Origin of the sequence: Comamonas sp. CMM02 (genome assembly GCF_014851485.1) — a bacterium.
In the GTDB taxonomy this organism is placed as follows: Bacteria; Pseudomonadota; Gammaproteobacteria; order Burkholderiales; family Burkholderiaceae_C; genus Comamonas; species Comamonas avium.
This window is the reverse complement of the sequence record NZ_JACUZW010000005.1, coordinates 96,784-112,186: the sequence shown is the minus strand read 5'-3', so window position 1 is coordinate 112,186 and position 15,403 is coordinate 96,784. Positions and strand designations below refer to the sequence as shown.

16 protein-coding genes and 1 riboswitch are annotated in these 15,403 nt (G+C 52.8%); of the genes, 12 read left to right on the top strand and 4 right to left on the bottom strand.

All coding sequences use genetic code 11. The annotated features are described in order from the left end of the window. Positions 1–217 precede the first annotated feature (217 nt). Positions 218–661: a universal stress protein gene (locus tag IB213_RS15810; protein ID WP_191721371.1), complete on the bottom strand. Its 444-nt coding sequence runs from the start codon at positions 659–661 to the stop codon at positions 218–220. Between the two features lie 110 nt (positions 662–771). On the opposite strand from IB213_RS15810, the gene IB213_RS15805 reads away from it, so the two are divergent. The 9 genes from IB213_RS15805 to IB213_RS15765 all read left to right on the top strand — a co-directional run bounded on the left by IB213_RS15805 (position 772) and on the right by IB213_RS15765 (position 8,890). Next, positions 772–3,195, top strand: coding sequence for a cation-translocating P-type ATPase (locus IB213_RS15805; RefSeq protein ID WP_192407759.1), 2,424 nt, complete (start codon positions 772–774; stop codon positions 3,193–3,195). Positions 3,196–3,209: 14 nt separating this feature from the next. Further along, positions 3,210–3,347 carry a cbb3-type cytochrome oxidase assembly protein CcoS gene (gene ccoS / locus IB213_RS15800; protein ID WP_191721372.1) on the top strand — a complete coding sequence of 46 codons (138 nt, stop codon included), beginning with the start codon at positions 3,210–3,212 and terminating at the stop codon, positions 3,345–3,347. Positions 3,348–3,411: 64 nt separating this feature from the next. After that, entirely contained in the window at positions 3,412–4,851 is a 1,440-nt protein-coding gene (gene ccoN, locus IB213_RS15795) for a cytochrome-c oxidase, cbb3-type subunit I (RefSeq protein ID WP_191721373.1), read from the top strand. Between the two features lie 16 nt (positions 4,852–4,867). Then, positions 4,868–5,500: a cytochrome-c oxidase, cbb3-type subunit II gene (gene ccoO / locus IB213_RS15790; RefSeq protein WP_191721374.1), complete on the top strand. Its 633-nt coding sequence runs from the start codon at positions 4,868–4,870 to the stop codon at positions 5,498–5,500. A 13-nt stretch (positions 5,501–5,513) separates the two neighbouring features. Continuing rightward, entirely contained in the window at positions 5,514–5,651 is a 138-nt protein-coding gene (locus IB213_RS15785) for a cbb3-type cytochrome c oxidase subunit 3 (protein WP_191721375.1), read from the top strand. A 26-nt stretch (positions 5,652–5,677) separates the two neighbouring features. Beyond that, the gene (gene ccoP / locus IB213_RS15780) at positions 5,678–6,592 is read left to right on the top strand and encodes a cytochrome-c oxidase, cbb3-type subunit III (RefSeq protein ID WP_191721376.1); all 915 of its coding nucleotides are present in this window, start codon (positions 5,678–5,680) and stop codon (positions 6,590–6,592) included. 71 nt (positions 6,593–6,663) lie between these two features. Then, the gene (gene ccoG, locus IB213_RS15775; protein WP_192407757.1) at positions 6,664–8,094 is read left to right on the top strand and encodes a cytochrome c oxidase accessory protein CcoG; all 1,431 of its coding nucleotides are present in this window, start codon (positions 6,664–6,666) and stop codon (positions 8,092–8,094) included. Positions 8,095–8,164: 70 nt separating this feature from the next. Then, entirely contained in the window at positions 8,165–8,452 is a 288-nt protein-coding gene (locus tag IB213_RS15770) for a FixH family protein (protein WP_225561159.1), read from the top strand. Positions 8,453–8,638: 186 nt separating this feature from the next. Next, positions 8,639–8,890: a hypothetical protein gene (locus tag IB213_RS15765; protein WP_191721379.1), complete on the top strand. Its 252-nt coding sequence runs from the start codon at positions 8,639–8,641 to the stop codon at positions 8,888–8,890. Positions 8,891–9,000: 110 nt separating this feature from the next. On the opposite strand, the gene fnr is transcribed toward IB213_RS15765, so the two are convergent. Then, a complete protein-coding gene (gene fnr, locus IB213_RS15760) occupies positions 9,001–9,726 on the bottom strand; it encodes a fumarate/nitrate reduction transcriptional regulator Fnr (protein WP_191721380.1) in 726 nt (241 codons plus the stop codon). 236 nt (positions 9,727–9,962) lie between these two features. Between fnr and hemN the strand changes: the two genes are divergently transcribed. Beyond that, positions 9,963–11,342 (top strand): oxygen-independent coproporphyrinogen III oxidase, encoded by a 1,380-nt coding sequence (gene hemN / locus IB213_RS15755; protein ID WP_191721381.1) that lies wholly within the window; start codon positions 9,963–9,965, stop codon positions 11,340–11,342. Between the two features lie 5 nt (positions 11,343–11,347). Then, entirely contained in the window at positions 11,348–12,061 is a 714-nt protein-coding gene (locus IB213_RS15750; protein ID WP_191721382.1) for a sulfite exporter TauE/SafE family protein, read from the top strand. Positions 12,062–12,285: 224 nt separating this feature from the next. On the opposite strand, the gene IB213_RS15745 is transcribed toward IB213_RS15750, so the two are convergent. Both IB213_RS15745 and IB213_RS15740 read right to left on the bottom strand, forming a co-directional pair. Beyond that, positions 12,286–12,813 (bottom strand): cell division protein ZapA, encoded by a 528-nt coding sequence (locus tag IB213_RS15745; protein WP_192407755.1) that lies wholly within the window; start codon positions 12,811–12,813, stop codon positions 12,286–12,288. Then, the gene (locus IB213_RS15740; RefSeq protein ID WP_191721384.1) at positions 12,810–13,022 is read right to left on the bottom strand and encodes a DUF904 domain-containing protein; all 213 of its coding nucleotides are present in this window, start codon (positions 13,020–13,022) and stop codon (positions 12,810–12,812) included. Before IB213_RS15740 ends, IB213_RS15745 begins: the two co-directional genes overlap by 4 nt. A gap of 185 nt (positions 13,023–13,207) precedes the next feature. Then, a riboswitch (cobalamin riboswitch) is annotated at positions 13,208–13,449 on the top strand. A gap of 172 nt (positions 13,450–13,621) precedes the next feature. On the opposite strand from IB213_RS15740, the gene IB213_RS15735 reads away from it, so the two are divergent. Next, a complete protein-coding gene (locus tag IB213_RS15735) occupies positions 13,622–15,358 on the top strand; it encodes a TonB-dependent receptor domain-containing protein (RefSeq protein WP_225561158.1) in 1,737 nt (578 codons plus the stop codon). Positions 15,359–15,403 lie beyond the last annotated feature (45 nt).

The following is a 15,403-nucleotide window of genomic DNA, read 5'->3' as shown; positions in this document are numbered from 1 at the left end:
TTATATTTTGAATTCTCTATTTTTATTGTTGATGCCCGTGATGGCGTTGCGATAGTTTTTTAACGTATCTTACTCACATATTCTTCAAAAATTTTGAAGCAGGGTTCGGCAGCAATGTGACTGAGTTTTTTTGATTTAGTGCTTGGGCTTTTAGCTTTTATAAATTTGCATGCGTAAATAAAAAAGGTCCAAAGGACCTTTTTGCAAATTGGCTTATTTAGCGTAAGACCAAGACGGGCACTTGAGAGTGTGTCAGTACGTGCTGTGTTTCGCTGCCTAGCAGCAGACGCTTGATGCCTTTGCGCCCATGTGATGCCATCACAATCAGGTCAACGTTTTGTTTATCAGCCGCGGCAATGATTGACTCTGCAATCAGATCAGATTTTGCAACGCTGGTCTTGACGGTAACACCCATTGCTTTTCCGTCCGCTTTGATCTTGTTCAGTACGGACTGTGCTTGGTCTGCCCATTGCGCTTCGATGCGCTTGATTTCTGACAAGTCAATCGTTGCACCGCCCTCCAAATAGCTGCGGGGATAGCGTGGTATGACCTTTAAGGCAACGACAGAGGCTCCGCTCAACTTTGCAAGCTCCATGGCATGGCTGACAGCCTTGTCGGACAGTGAGGAGCCATCGGTAGCAACCAGAATGCGTTCGTACATTTTTTATCTCCAAGTTTTCATTACTGACGTTTTAAAGCATAAATCGTGTGGCTTGGTCGGTCTTGATGTAAGTCAATGTCTCTAAGTGGTTTGTGGGTACCCTTGCGGGCATGCCCCAAGACCTTCCGCAGTCTCCTTTTGCTCAGGAGCAAACAGCATCTGATGCAGACGTTTCTTCAGCCAGCAGTGGCCTGCATCTGCTCGATGATCCTGCGGAGTGGGTGAGTTTCGGCAAGCCCTATGGACAGCAGAAAATCCAGGCGTTCAAGCCGCAAGACATCGAAGTGTGGGATTCACAGGTTGCCATAGAGGGCATGTATTGCGCAACTTGTGCTCTAGTGATTGAAGATGCGCTGCGTGCTGTTCCTGGGGTTGTACAGGTTGACGTAAGCGCAGCGGCCAAGCGCGCGCGCCTGGTATGGCGGCCCTCTCAAGTGCTTCCTTCGCAGTGGATGGCGGCAGTGCAAAAAGTTGGTTATCGGGCAGTACCGGCGCGAGATGCAGTGGCTCGTGAAATGCGGCAGGCACAGTATCGCAAAGCCTTATGGCGCTGGCTGCTGGCAACGTTTTGCATGATGCAGGTCATGATGTATGCGTGGCCGTCGTATAACGCGCAGCCGGGTGATTTGCTCATGGAGTTTGAGCGGCTTTTGCGATGGGCCTCATGGGTTATTTGTATACCCATGCTGATCTTTGCGTGCGGCCCATTTTTTAGTGGTGCATGGCGCGATTTAAGAAATCGTCGCGTGAGTATGGATATGCCTGTAGCTCTGGGCATGATCATCACATTTATTGTCAGCACGATTGGCACATTCTCCCCTGAAGGTATTTTTGGTGAAGAGGTTTTCTACGACTCTTTGACCATGTTTGTAGCTTTTTTGCTAGCAGGGCGTTGGTTGGAAATTCGATTGCGTGACCGTACTGCCGGTGCGCTGGATGCTGTGCTTAATCGGCTGCCGGACAGCATTGAAAAACAGGCTTGTGATGGTCAGTTTCACCGCGTTGCGCTGAGAAACATTGGGGTGGGTGATGTGCTGCGTATCCTGCCGGGAGAAGCATTTCCTGTAGATGGTGTCGTTATAAAAGGCCATACGCAGGCAGATGAGGCTTTGCTGACTGGAGAGTCACGCCCTGTGTCTCGCGCTGAAGGCGATCGGGTTATTGCAGGCAGCTTTAACCTGACAGCGGTTGTAGAAGTGCAGGTCGAGCGAATTGGGGGGCAGACCAAGTTCGCACAGATTGTTGATTTGATGGAAAGCGCGTCCACACAGAAACCGCGTTTGGCGCAACTGGCGGACAAGGTTGCGGGGCCTTTCTTGGTGGTGGTGCTTGTTTTGGCTATCGCATCTGCAGTGTATTGGTGGCCCGTAGACCCTGGGCGGGCTCTCATGATTGCGGCTGCAGTTTTGATCGTCACCTGCCCCTGCGCACTTTCTTTGGCAACACCTGTGGCCATGTTGACGGCTGCCGGAACTCTTGCTCGTCATGGCGTGTTGGTGCGCAATTTGCAGGGGCTGGAAGTATTGGCATCAATTGACACATTGGTCTTTGACAAGACTGGAACTTTGACACGCGATGGGATGCAGGTTTCCCGCATGTCAGTGCTGGATGAGTTAGATGCCTCCTTGTGGCAGGGCTTGGCTGCGGCTGTGGCGAAAAATTCAATGCATCCGGTGTCCAAGGCAGTCGCAGGCTTTGGAATGTCCTGCGTGTCCAAGTGGAAAGTTCTGTCGGTGCAGGAGCTCAGCGGGCATGGATTGAGGGCGCAGGTTCAGGCCGCGACAGGAGATGATGAAGCACCTATATGGGTGCGGTTGGGATCACGTTCCTTTGTCGCTGGAGCCAGTGCATGGCCAACCGGCGTACAAGCCGTGTATTTGGCATTGGAAGCATCGCCAACAAACATTCAAGTCCTTGCTTCTTTTGAATTGGACGAAGGTGTGAGAAGTGAGGCGATCCAGGTACTAGATGGGCTGCGACAGCTTGGCGTAGGTGTGCAACTGCTTTCTGGTGACGGGCCGCATGCCGTGTCGCGGGTAGCCGCAGAGCTGGGTATTGAGGACTACAAGTCAGAGTGCTCTCCGCAATCCAAGCTGGAGCGCATTCGTGCTGTCCAGGCAGCGGGGCAATGCGTTGGCATGGTTGGAGATGGCTTGAATGATGGCCCTGTTTTGGCTGGTGCTAACGTCTCATTCGCTTTTGGCCGATCTGTGCCGTTGGCTCGGGCGCAGTCAGATTTTGTGGTGCTGGGTGATAACTTGGAGCTGGTGCTGCAAACCGTTTTGCTGGCACGCAAGACGCTGCGTGTGGTGCGTCAAAATTTATTTTTCTCTGCGCTGTACAACGCAGTTTGCATCCCTTTAGCCATGGCGGGATTGATGCCTGCCTGGCTGGCAGGGCTTGGAATGGCTTTGAGCTCTGTACTGGTGGTGCTGAACGCAGCCCGGCTGGTGAAACCATTGCCGCTATCGGGTGCTGCGAATGCGGATGAGCAGCCCGTACAGGCGCTTGGTGTGAGCGCCGTGGCTGCCTGATTGAAAGTCCTGTCGTGGAAATTCTCTATCTCTTAATTCCGATGTCCGTGGTTCTTGTCCTGATCATCGCCGCAGGCTTGTGGTGGGCGATTTACCGCGGACAGTTTGAAAGCGTCGAGCAAGAGGCTGAACGCATTCTTCGAGACGATTGATGTTTGTCAACAACGTAAAAACCATAACAGTGAACACTTTCGACTGCATATTAAGAGGTGCCCGATGGATTCTCTAAAAACTAGTGCTGCACACTACAGTGATACCGTAGTTAGGCAGTTTTCTATCATGGCCGTGGTGTGGGGGGTCGTAGGCATGTTGGTCGGCGTTTTTATCGCTGCCCAATTGGCCTGGCCCGAACTCAACTTCGGTATTTCTTGGCTTAGCTTTGGACGCCTGCGTCCATTGCATACAAATGCGGTAATTTTTGCGTTCGGCGGATGCGCCTTGTTCGCAACAAGCTACTACGTGGTGCAGCGTACCTGCCAAACCACGTTGTTTCTGCCAAAGCTGGCTGCCTTCACCTTCTGGGGCTGGCAATTGGTGATCGTGGCTGCAGCAGTGTCTTTGCCTTTGGGCTTTACTTCTGGCAAGGAGTACGCTGAGCTGGAGTGGCCTATCGATATCTTGATCACCTTGGTGTGGGTGTCTTACGCCATCGTGTTCTTTGGAACGATTGGCACACGCAAGGTCAAGCACATTTACGTGGCCAACTGGTTCTTTGGTGCCTTCATCATCGCCGTAGCTTTGCTGCACGTTGTGAACAGTGCAGCCATTCCAGCAGGCTTCATGAAGAGCTACTCTGCCTATGCCGGCGTGCAAGACGCGATGGTGCAGTGGTGGTACGGACACAATGCGGTGGGCTTCTTCCTGACCGCAGGCTTCCTGGGCATGATGTACTACTTCGTACCCAAGCAAGCAGGTCGTCCTGTGTACTCGTATCGCCTGTCGATCGTGCACTTCTGGGCTTTGATCTTCACTTACATGTGGGCCGGTCCGCACCACTTGCACTACACCGCGTTGCCTGATTGGACGCAGTCCGTAGGCATGGTGTTCTCGCTGATTTTGCTGGCACCTTCCTGGGGCGGCATGATCAACGGGGTGATGACGTTGTCTGGCGCCTGGCACAAGCTGCGTGAAGATCCCATTTTGCGTTTCCTGATCGTGTCCCTGTCGTTCTATGGCATGTCCACGTTCGAAGGTCCCATGATGGCAATCAAGACTGTGAATGCGCTGTCGCACTACACAGACTGGACGATCGGCCACGTGCACTCTGGTGCTTTGGGCTGGGTTGGCCTGATCACCATGGGTTCGTTGTATTACCTGATTCCTCGCTTGTTCGGTAAGACCGAAATGCACTCCAAGTCGGCCATTGAGCTGCACTTCTGGATGGCAACCATCGGTATCGTGCTGTACATCGCTGCGATGTGGATCTCCGGTGTGATGCAAGGCCTGATGTGGCGTGCTGTGAATGCTGACGGTACTTTGACGTACACCTTTGTGGAAAGCGTGAAGGCTTCTTATCCCTTCTACGTAATTCGCATGATCGGTGGTCTGCTGTACTTGATCGGTATGCTGATCATGGCTTGGAACGTTATGAAGACAGTGGCTTCGGGTCGTTCTGTGAAGGTGGCAGTGCCTGCCGTTAACCCTGCTCACGCCTAAGTACGAGGAGCCAAAAATGTCTGTAAATAACGATAAGGCCTCCAAAGGTTTTACCCACGAAAAGGTAGAAACCAGCAACTTTTTGATGATCGTTCTGATCTTGCTGGTAGTTGCTGTGGGTGGCCTGGTGGAAATTGTGCCCCTGTTTTTCCAAAAATCGACCACAGAAGCTGTGCAAGGTGTTGAGCCTTACCAGCCACTGGAGTTGATGGGTCGTGATGTCTATATCCGCGAAGGTTGCTATAACTGCCACTCGCAGATGATTCGGCCCTTCCGTGCAGAAACCATGCGCTACGGCCACTACTCTGTTGCTGGTGAGTTCGTGTATGACCACCCCTTCCAGTGGGGCTCAAAGCGCACTGGTCCTGACCTGCACCGTGTGGGCGGCAAGTACAGCGATGAATGGCATCGTATTCACTTGAACAATCCTCGCGATGTGGTTCCAGAGTCGAACATGCCTGAGTACCCATGGCTGGAAAAAAATGCGGTGGATCACACTGTGGTTGCACAGCGCATGACAGCGTTGCGTACGGTTGGCGTGCCTTACACCGATGAGCAAATCGCCGGTGCTGCTGAGCAAGTCAAGGGCAAGACCGAGATGGAAGCAGTGATTGCTTACCTCCAAGGTCTGGGCACCGCGCTTAAGTAAAAAGGATCAGTCTATGGACATCACCACCATGCGCATTGTTGCAACGTTGGTTTCGATGGCGCTTTTCATCGGTATCTGGTGGTGGGCGTATGCCCGCCGCAATCAGGCACGTTTCGATGAAGCAGCGCAACTGCCGTTCCAACAAGACTGATTTCTCCACCAGAACGAGAACATCCCATGAGCGATTTCGTAAATAACTTCTGGTCGGTCTACGTCGCAGGCATCACCATTGTGGGCATCGTCGCCTGCTTGGTGCTGCTCATCATCACTGCCCGTAAAAAGGTGGTCTCTGATGGCGACAACACGACTGGCCACGTGTGGGACGAAGACCTGCGCGAACTGAACAATCCTATGCCACGCTGGTGGATCTGGATGTTTGTGATCACCATCGTGTTTAGCTTGCTGTACCTGCTGGCATACCCCGGTTTGGGTGCTTATGCTGGCAAGATGCAGTGGAGCCAAGTGGGTGCCTATGAAGCCGAGGTGGAGAAAGCCAAAGCTGAATTGGAGCCTATGTATGCACGTTTCACGGCCATGAGCACAGAAGATGTAGCCAAGGATGGCCAGGCCATGGCAATTGGTGAGCGCTTGTTCATGAACAACTGCGCTCAGTGCCATGGCTCTGACGCACGTGGCGGCAAGAGCTTTCCTAACTTGACTGATGCTGACTGGCTGCACGGTGGTGCACCAGAAAATATCAAGCAGACCATTACCCAAGGCCGTATGTCCATGATGCCGCCTCAGGCTGAAGTGGTTGGTACCGCCGAGGATGTGCGTAATTTGGCGCACTACGTCTTGAGCCTGTCTAACAGCCCCCATGATTCTTTGAAGGCATCGCTGGGCAAGTCGAAATTTACGGCTTGCGCGGCTTGCCATGGCATGGATGGCAAGGGCAATACCTTGCTAGGTGCGCCGAATCTGACGGATGACATCTGGCTTCACGGCTGGGGCGAAAAAGCCATTGTTGACATCATCACGAATGGCAAGATGAACGAAATGCCTGCGCAGGACAAGAAGTTGACACCTGCACAGATTGACGTTCTGACCGCATATGTTTGGGGCTTGTCTAACAAGCCTGGAACAGCTAACTGAGCATCGTAATGATGTCTAAGGCGGCACTGTGTGCCGCCTTTTTCTTTGGTGCGATTTAGGGAGTGTGACCCATGAGTTCCGAGCAGAAAAAACCGCAAAAAACCATTCCTATCAAAGCGGAAAGCCAGGAAAAAACCGTATCGTTTTTTGAAGCGCATAAAAAGATTTATCCGCGCTCCATCAGCGGAAAATTCATGAACTGGCGCTGGGCAATGGTGTGGCTGACGCAGTTGTTTTTTTATGGTTTGCCGTGGCTGGAATGGGGGCAGCGGCAGATGGTCTTGTTTGACCTGGGTGCCCGCCGTTTTTATTTGTTCGGCTACGTGCTGTATCCGCAGGACTTCATCTACCTCACGGGCTTGCTCATCATTAGTGCTTTGGCGCTGTTTCTGTTTACGGCGGTAGCGGGTCGGCTGTGGTGTGGTTTTGCATGCCCGCAAACGGTGTATAGCGAAATCTTCATGTGGATTGAGCACAAAGTCGAAGGCGACCGTAGTGCGCGTATCCGGTTGGATCAATCCGGCTGGACCTTGGAGAAGGTCTGGCGCAAGACGCTCAAGCAGTTTTTGTGGATTGCCATCGCTTTATGGACAGGGTTTACTTTTGTTGGCTACTTTGTACCTATCCGTGAGCTGGGTGGCGAGTTGTTGGCTCTGGAAGGTGGCTGGCAGATTTTTTGGGTACTGTTTTATGGTTTTGCCACTTACGGCAATGCCGGCTACATGCGTGAGCAAGTCTGCAAATACATGTGTCCTTACGCACGCTTTCAGAGCGCGATGTTTGACAAGGACACTCTGGTTGTTAGTTATGACGCACTGCGTGGTGAAAATCGGGGTCCTCGCAAAAAAGAAGTAGATTACAAGGCGCAAGGACTGGGCGACTGCATTGACTGCAAGCTGTGTGTCCAGGTCTGCCCCGTCGGCATTGATATTCGTGATGGTCTGCAGTACGAATGTATTGGTTGTGGCTTGTGTATCGATGCTTGTAATAACGTCATGGACAACATGCATTACCCACGGGGCCTGATTCGCCTGACCACACAAAATGCAGTCAGCAAAGGTTGGCCAGGCTCCCAGATCTGGAGACGGATTGCACGCCCCAGGGTGTTGATTTATGCAGCCATCTTGCTGGGACTGTCCGCGGCAATGGTGTTTAGCATGGCGGTGCGAGAGCCATTGAAAGTCGATGTGATCCGAGATCGTGCATCGCTGGCGCGTATTGCGGCGGGCGGGAAGCTGGAGAACGTATACCGTCTGCAAGTCATGAATGCCACGGAAGAAGCGCAAACCTATACGGTGACTGTGGATGGCCTTGAAGGCATTGAGCTGGTAGAGGGGCGCGAGGTGGCTGTGGATTCGGCGCAGACGCGTGGCGTTGCTGTACGGGTGCAAATTCCGTATGGAACTGCAGATTCAGGCTCGCATCGAATTGAGTTCGAGATTTCTGCGCAAAGTGGAAAAGGTCACGTACGAGAAAAGTCTGTTTTCTTGGTGCCCCGCTAAGAAAGTGTTATTTGCGGTGAGCAGGGCGCAAGCTCTGCACACCATGTCTAAAGATGAAAGAAAGTTTGGCATGTCTCAGAACGTAAAAAAACTGGAAACACGATCTGGCCCATGGTGGAAATATGGCCACGTGTGGCTGGTCTTGTCTGGACCGGCGATTGTGGTGGTGGCTGGTATTTTGACGGCGGTGATCGCTGCGCGTGGTGCTGATCCAATTGTCGATGCGGATTACTACCAAAAGGGTGTGAACATCAACGAACAGTTACGCAACCAGGACAAGAGCTATGCGCCAGCCAATGCGGTGCGCAATCACGCAGTAACACCGGATGCGGATTTGCCTGATTTAACGCCTAAATAATTTAAATTTACTGGTAAAGATAGCTGCTTGCGCTTATGTTGCAAGGGATTCAGGTATTAATGACTTTGAAATCCTTTGTTAATAAGCGCAAGCAGCTATCTTTTTTATTTGGTATTTGTCCCACGCTGATATTGAAAATACGGTGTGCACAATAAAAGCGTTAAACCAAACCACAAAGGAAGACATATGTTGGCACAACGCTGGATGTGGATTGCCTGGCCTGCTTTTTTGGCAGCAGGTGTGATGGAAATGCTGGTTTTTTCTGTGTTTGATCCTATGGATATGTCGTGGTGGGGGCAAAGTGTTGAGTTATCACGCAGCGCTGTCTATACGATTGCCTTCTTTATTTTCTGGGCAGTATTTTCAGTGGCGGGCTATTTGACAATGCTGCTGTCCATACCCGCAGCGAAGGTCAACGGAGAACCTTCCATATCCTGAGGGAGGTCCTCGATGTTTTCTATCGATGTCAGGTAGGGCAGCCATAAAAAAAGCCTCCCAAAGCGATAGCGTGGGAGGCTTTTGGGCTGGCTGAACCAGCCTGCAATTTCTTATTTATTGCTTTCGTGCTGGCTGTTCACCAGACGTTGCAATGCAGCCGTGTCCAGAATGCGGACGTGGCGTTGCTTGACTTCGACCATGCCTTCTTCCACAAACTTGGAGAAGGTGCGGCTCACTGTCTCCAGCTTGAGGCCCAGGTAGCTGCCGATTTCCTCGCGTGTCATGCGCAGCACCAGCTCTGACGAGGAAAAACCCCGAGCGTGAAGGCGCTGTACCAAGTTCAAAATAAATGCTGCCAAGCGTTCTTCAGCACGCATGCTGCCAAGCAGGAGCATGACGCCGTGCTCGCGCACAATTTCCCGGCTCATCACTTTGTGCACATGGGTTTGCAGGGCAGTCACTTCGCGCGAAATTTCCTCCAGCCCATCAAACGGCATGACGCAAACTTCCGCATCTTCTAGTGCGACGGCATCGCAAGTGTGGTGATCATTGACGATGCCATCCAGGCCGATGATCTCGCCTGCCATTTGAAAGCCCGTCACCTGATCCCGGCCATCTTCGGTTGCCACGCAAGTTTTGAAAAACCCCGTACGAATGGCATACAGCGACGTGAAGGCTTCTCCGTTGCGAAACAGCGTTGCTCCACGTTTGACTTTGCGGCGCGTTGCCACAATGTCATCAATGCGCTGCAACTGCTGCTCGCTCAGGCCCACGGGCATGCAGAGTTCGCGCAGATTGCAGTTGGAACAGGTTACTTTGATGGATGGTGGAGTCATGTACTCAAAAGCCCATATGTCTATGAGTAAGACGTAGGCTAGATGTTAAAAAAAATAGAAACGGAACTATCAGAGTGAAGAGCGCAGCCATGAATGATTTGAATCAAAGTGTGGCATTGGTTTTACGAATGATATGAATCAAATTGTGGCATTGCTTTTACATCGCCCCCTTGATTCAAGTCAAGGATAAACGTGGCTTATTGTTGCAAAGTAGGGGCAACAAGGAAAAAAGATTCATGACTGTAGTCACCCCCGAACTCTTGCGACGCTATGACGTGCCTGGTCCACGCTACACCTCTTACCCCACTGCTGACAGGTTTGTGGAGGCATTTGGTGATGATGACTATATCTTGGCGTTGAAGCAGCGCAAAGTGACCGCTGCGGCAAAGCAGCCAATGTCGCTCTACGTGCACATTCCTTTTTGTGAGTCCCTGTGCTACTACTGCGCCTGCAACAAGATTATTACCAAACACCATGAGCGTGCTGTCACCTACATGCGCTATTTGGAGCGCGAGGTGGATTTGCACCTGCAGCACTGTGGCCGTGGGCAAGTTGTCAGCCAGTTTCACGTCGGTGGGGGTACGCCCACTTTCCTTACGGATGAAGAGTTGCGCGAGCTGTGGCGCATGCTGGGTCAGCGTTTTGACTTTGATCCCGCTGGCGAATATTCGATTGAGGTAGATCCAAGGACGGTGACGCGTGAGCGCTTGGCGGTGCTCAAAGAGATCGGGTTTAACCGCCTGAGCTTTGGTGTTCAGGATTTTGATCCTGAGGTGCAAAAAGCGGTGCACCGTGAACAGCCTGCAGAGCAGGTGTTTGATCTGGTGGCAGCATCTCGTGAGCTGGGCTTTGAGTCGATCAATGTCGATTTGATTTACGGCTTACCCAAGCAGAATGCAGAGTCATTTGCCCGCACATTAAAGCAGGTTGCGGCGTTGCGCCCAGATCGTATTGCCCTGTATGCCTATGCACATTTGCCCGAGCGTTTCAAGCCGCAGCGCCGTATCTTGCAAGAAGACCTTCCTTCTGCGCCCGACAAAGTAAGCATGCTGTCTTCTTCCATCGAGAGCTTCATCGCTGCAGGCTATGTGTATGTGGGGATGGATCACTTCGCCTTGCCTGAAGATGCGCTGGCGATTGCTAAACGGCAAGGACGCCTGCACCGTAACTTCCAGGGCTATAGCACGCAACCGGATTGTGATTTGATCGCGCTGGGTGTGTCTGCAATTGGTCGTGTTGGGGCCACTTACAGCCAGAATGCGAAGACCTTGGAAGAGTATTACGACTTGCTCGATCAAGATCGTCTGCCCGTTGTTCGAGGTTTGGCGTTAACGCGAGACGACACCATTCGCCGGGCCGTAATCATGACCATCATGTGTCAAGGCGAAGTACTCTATGAATCCATTAACAGCGCTTGGCTGATCGATTTTAAAAAGTACTTTGCGACAGAGATTGAAGCTCTGGCCTCTCAGCAAGAAGAGGGTCTGGTTGAGATCGTGGACGACTGTATCAAGGTAACAGCCAAAGGCTGGTTCTTTGTTCGCGGAGTTGCCCTGGTGTTTGACCGTTATTTGCAAGCAGACCGCACCCGCGCAAGGTTCTCGCGGATCATCTGATCCTTATGGAATTTTCACTGGTCTGGACTGCATTTTTCATGGGGCTTGTTGGAGGACCTCATTGTCTTGCAATGTGCGCTGCCCCTTGCCATGCAGTCATACACGGGCATCACAAAGCCGTGCAAATGCACAGCATGCAGCAGAGCCATCCAGCGGCATTCAACTGGAGTGCCTTTCAATTTCATAGTGGACGCCTCGTAGGCTATGGCCTGCTGGGTGCGATTGCTGCATTGGCCATGGAGCAGATTGCATGGCTGTCTGATCGAACGTCTGCTTTGCATCCAGTGTGGGTGCTGATGCATCTGGCTATTTTGGCGTGGGGCCTGCTGATGCTGTTTCAGGGGCAGCAGCCTGTCTGGCTGGAACGCGCGGGCAGGGCGATGTGGAAAACCGTTCAACCGCTCCTGTCGATGCGCGGGGGTGTCCTTTTTGCGGGCATGGCTTGGACACTGCTGCCCTGTGGCCTGCTTTATTCCGCTATTTTGGTGGCAGCTCTCAGTGGCACCGCGCTGACGGGAGCGGCCAGCATGGTAGCTTTTGCTTGTGGCGGGGCGCTGTGGTTGATTGCTGCGCCTTATGCATGGCGCTGGCTGAGTGGGCGATTGAGCCTCTTGCGCTCTGGCTGGGGCGTGCGTGCAGCGGGGTTTATGCTGGTTGCTGTTTCTTTGTGGGCGCTGTGGATGGACTTGATTTATAAGCCATCAGTGTGGTGCCGCTAGATGGGCTGTCACTCAGCGAGAGTTTGCTGAAAAGCAGTGAAAGGTGTCTGCAAAGCCACCGAGCCCTCAACCTGAACCGGGGGTTCAGGTGGGCGAGAGCAGCCCAGCGTTGGGTTCGTCTAACGCGAGACGATCACGCTTGCTAGGCAATGTATCAAGCCCGTGCTCAATGAGCATTGGTTCAAGGCAATATAAAGCCCGGCGGTTTGCAGACAGGATCGATTTTACAGACTTTTTGATGCAGGCTGCACCAAGTCCATGTGCATGTCGTTGTCTAAGTTGGCACTAACCGTTTCCAGATCAGCACGGGGTGCAGATGCCACATTCTGCGACTCAGGATTCGCTGTTTCATCCAAATTTGCAGACGTTGTGCTGGCGGTTTCACTGTCCAGCACCTGGTTCAAACGTTGCAACAACTGATCTGCTACTGTGAGATCGTGGGCGGCCTGTAATTCCAGGCTGGTCAAGCGCTGCGCATCAATTTCTAAATCATTGCTTGGCATCGTGCCTTGCAGGGTTGCCAGCTGTTGCTGGAGAGCCTGAAGCTGATGGCGCAGTTCCAGATTTTCATAGGCCAAGTTCACGGCCAGCAAAACGCCCACACGCTCGCGCGAGCGCAGTTTGCTGCTGTCGCGCATTTGTTGGAACTGCTGGTCTACGCGTTCCACTGCCTCCATCAACTGTGACTCGTGGCCGTCAGGGCAGGTGAGCAGGTAGTCTTGGTGCAGGATCTGAATTTCTAGCTGGCTCACGGGGTCTCCTGATTGGCAGGCAGACGTTCAATCAAGTCACCCACGCGTGCGCGCGCTGCCTTTAGGCGCGACCGAAGCGAATCTCGCTCTTTATGCAAAGCTTCAATCTCTTGGTTGAGCAAGTGATTGGCGTGTTGCAGCGCTTCATACTTTTTCAATAGCAGCTCTACGCGCTCAGCAATGGGCTCAAGAATAGATGGTGTCGTCATGGATTGCTCTAATTGTAGGACTGCCACTTTGGCGTGAATTGCAAATTTATGGCAGATGGCAAGATATAGCTACCTGAGCTTGTTTCAAGCTGTCAATTGAGCCGCTGTTTTGCGCTGCTAAGTCAGGTGCCAATGTTGTTCACACGCACACATGCTTGGTGCCTGGTCTTGTCTGCCCCGTTAGAATCGACGTCTCAAATGTTGGTGCTCGCAACTTGGTTCACAAGTTTGCAGTTCAACGGGAAGCAGGGTGATGGTGCTGGCCTTCAGTGCCACCTAGCCTGCGCTGCCCCCGCAACGGTGAGTTCTTAGCGTTAGTCATACGCTCACCCATCATTTAAGCCACTGAATGCCTTGAACAAGCATTTGGGAAGGCGATGGCGTTGATGAACCAGCCCGGATACCGGCCAACACAGGTGTGTCTATTTTTGATGGACATGGTATTACCCATTGCTGGCGGGGAGGTCAGTACGGGTGGATTTCTCTGAATTTCTCAAATGAGTTTGTTTGAACAACGACGCTTGTGCGTCGCGTCGTCGTGTGCCTTGCGCCCTGTGAGCTTGGCGGTTGTCTTGGCTGCAGCACCATGGATCTCGTCCATGGCCGCTTCGCTGGATGAGGTGGTCGTCTCTGCCACACGCACAGAACAGCGTTTGTCAGACGTGCTGGCTGACATGACGGTGATTGGCCATGAGGAAATTGAACGCAGCGGCTTCAGCGATCTGGCGTCGATCTTGGCCCGTCAGCCAGGTGTGCAGCTGGTGCGGACCGGTGGTATGGGCTCGAGCACCAGCTTGTTCATGCGCGGCGCTAACAACCAGCACACAGCGGTGTTTGTGGACGGGATTCGCGTGGACTCGCAGTCCACAAGTGGCGGTATGGACTGGCAGACCATTCCCTTGGCAAGCATTGATCGCGTGGAGATATTGCGCGGGCCTGCGGCCGCTGTCTATGGCTCTGATGCCGTGGCAGGTGTGATTCAGATTTTCACTAAAAAGGGTGAAGCCGGTTTCTTGCCGCATATTGCGATTGGTTTCGGCAACCAAGGTACCCGCAAGGCAGATGCCGGGCTGTCGGGGGGGCAAGGCGCGTGGGACTACGCAGTTGGCGTGCAAACCGAGCGTACTGATGGTTTTGATGCAAAGACGACTGCCACCAGCAACCCGGATAAAGATGACTATCGCCTGCATGCAGCCAACGCGAAGCTGGGGTTTCAGCTGAACCGCGACCATCGCTTGGAAGCCACTGCGTTAACCAGCCAGTCCAATAGTGGCTACGACTCCACGCTGGCAGATGATCGCAGCAAGCGCAAGCTGGAAACTTTGGGGCTGTCATGGGCTGCGCAATGGAACCCGCTCTTGTCTAGCCGCATTTCCGTGAGTGAATCGAATGTGAAGTACGAGACTGTGACCAAGAGTCCCAGCTACACCGAGACAACGCTGCGTAATTATTTGTGGCAAAACGTTTTCAAGCATGGCAATGCAACGTTGACGGCCAATTTAGAGCGCCGTGAAGACAACTTGCAAAACAAGGATCTGGACGTGTCTGAGCGGGAACGTTCGCAAAATGCGCTGGCCCTGGGTTGGGGTTACCAGGGCAGTGTTCATTCGCTGCAATTGAATGTTCGCCACGACGATGACAGTGAATTCGGCGGGCAGAACACGGGCAGTGCAGCGTACGGGCTGGCGTTGTCTCCCACATGGCGTGCAACGGCCTCTGCGGGCACCTCTTTCCGTGCGCCCACGCTGTATCAGCGCTTTCACCGCATCTATGGTTCTGCTTCCCTGCAGCCCGAAGAAGGCAAAAATGCCGAAGTCGGACTGCATTGGAAGCAAGGTGGTGACAGCTTCTCTATGGTGGCCTATCGCAATCGTTTGACAAACCTCATCGAATACAACAGCAGCAGCAAAAAATACCAGAACGTTGCGCAGGCTGAACTGCAAGGCATCACCTTCGCCGCTGCCACACACTGGCTGGATGTGGACTGGACGGCATCTGTCGATTTCCAAACACCACGCAACCAAGAGACGGGACGCATTCTGGATCGACGAGCCAAGCGTTACGCCAATGTCAGTGCATATAAACAGTGGCTGGGCTGGATGCTTGGCGCCGAGATGCAGCTGGTGAGCAAGCGCAGTGAATTTGATTCCAAGAACAAGCGGTATGACTGGGCGGGTTATGGCTTGTTCAATCTGTCTGCTTCCAAGCCACTTGCCAGAGATTTCACGCTGACAGCACGTGTCGACAATTTGATGGATCGCGATTACGTGCTTGCCAAAGATTACGCTGCGGCAGGGCGCACTTTTTATGTGGGTCTGAAGTGGATGCCCCAGTAACTTAGCAAGGGCTGAACGCAGCAAGGCATGCTGTCATGCCCTGCT

Excerpts from the sequence above, each read along its gene's own strand:
- ccoO (WP_191721374.1), top strand. The coding sequence starts at position 4,868 with ATGTCTGTAAATAACGATAAGGCCTCCAAAGGTTTTACCCACGAAAAG.
- IB213_RS15785 (WP_191721375.1), top strand. The coding sequence starts at position 5,514 with ATGGACATCACCACCATGCGCATTGTTGCAACGTTGGTTTCGATGGCG.
- hemN (WP_191721381.1), top strand. The coding sequence starts at position 9,963 with ATGACTGTAGTCACCCCCGAACTCTTGCGACGCTATGACGTGCCTGGT.
- ccoG (WP_192407757.1), top strand. The coding sequence starts at position 6,664 with ATGAGTTCCGAGCAGAAAAAACCGCAAAAAACCATTCCTATCAAAGCG.
- ccoP (WP_191721376.1), top strand. The coding sequence starts at position 5,678 with ATGAGCGATTTCGTAAATAACTTCTGGTCGGTCTACGTCGCAGGCATC.
- IB213_RS15735 (WP_225561158.1), top strand. The coding sequence starts at position 13,622 with ATGGCCGCTTCGCTGGATGAGGTGGTCGTCTCTGCCACACGCACAGAA.
- IB213_RS15770 (WP_225561159.1), top strand. The coding sequence starts at position 8,165 with ATGTCTCAGAACGTAAAAAAACTGGAAACACGATCTGGCCCATGGTGG.
- IB213_RS15750 (WP_191721382.1), top strand. The coding sequence starts at position 11,348 with ATGGAATTTTCACTGGTCTGGACTGCATTTTTCATGGGGCTTGTTGGA.
- IB213_RS15765 (WP_191721379.1), top strand. The coding sequence starts at position 8,639 with ATGTTGGCACAACGCTGGATGTGGATTGCCTGGCCTGCTTTTTTGGCA.
- IB213_RS15805 (WP_192407759.1), top strand. The coding sequence starts at position 772 with ATGCCCCAAGACCTTCCGCAGTCTCCTTTTGCTCAGGAGCAAACAGCA.
- fnr (WP_191721380.1), bottom strand. The coding sequence starts at position 9,726 with ATGACTCCACCATCCATCAAAGTAACCTGTTCCAACTGCAATCTGCGC.
- IB213_RS15740 (WP_191721384.1), bottom strand. The coding sequence starts at position 13,022 with ATGACGACACCATCTATTCTTGAGCCCATTGCTGAGCGCGTAGAGCTG.
- IB213_RS15810 (WP_191721371.1), bottom strand. The coding sequence starts at position 661 with ATGTACGAACGCATTCTGGTTGCTACCGATGGCTCCTCACTGTCCGAC.
- ccoN (WP_191721373.1), top strand. The coding sequence starts at position 3,412 with ATGGATTCTCTAAAAACTAGTGCTGCACACTACAGTGATACCGTAGTT.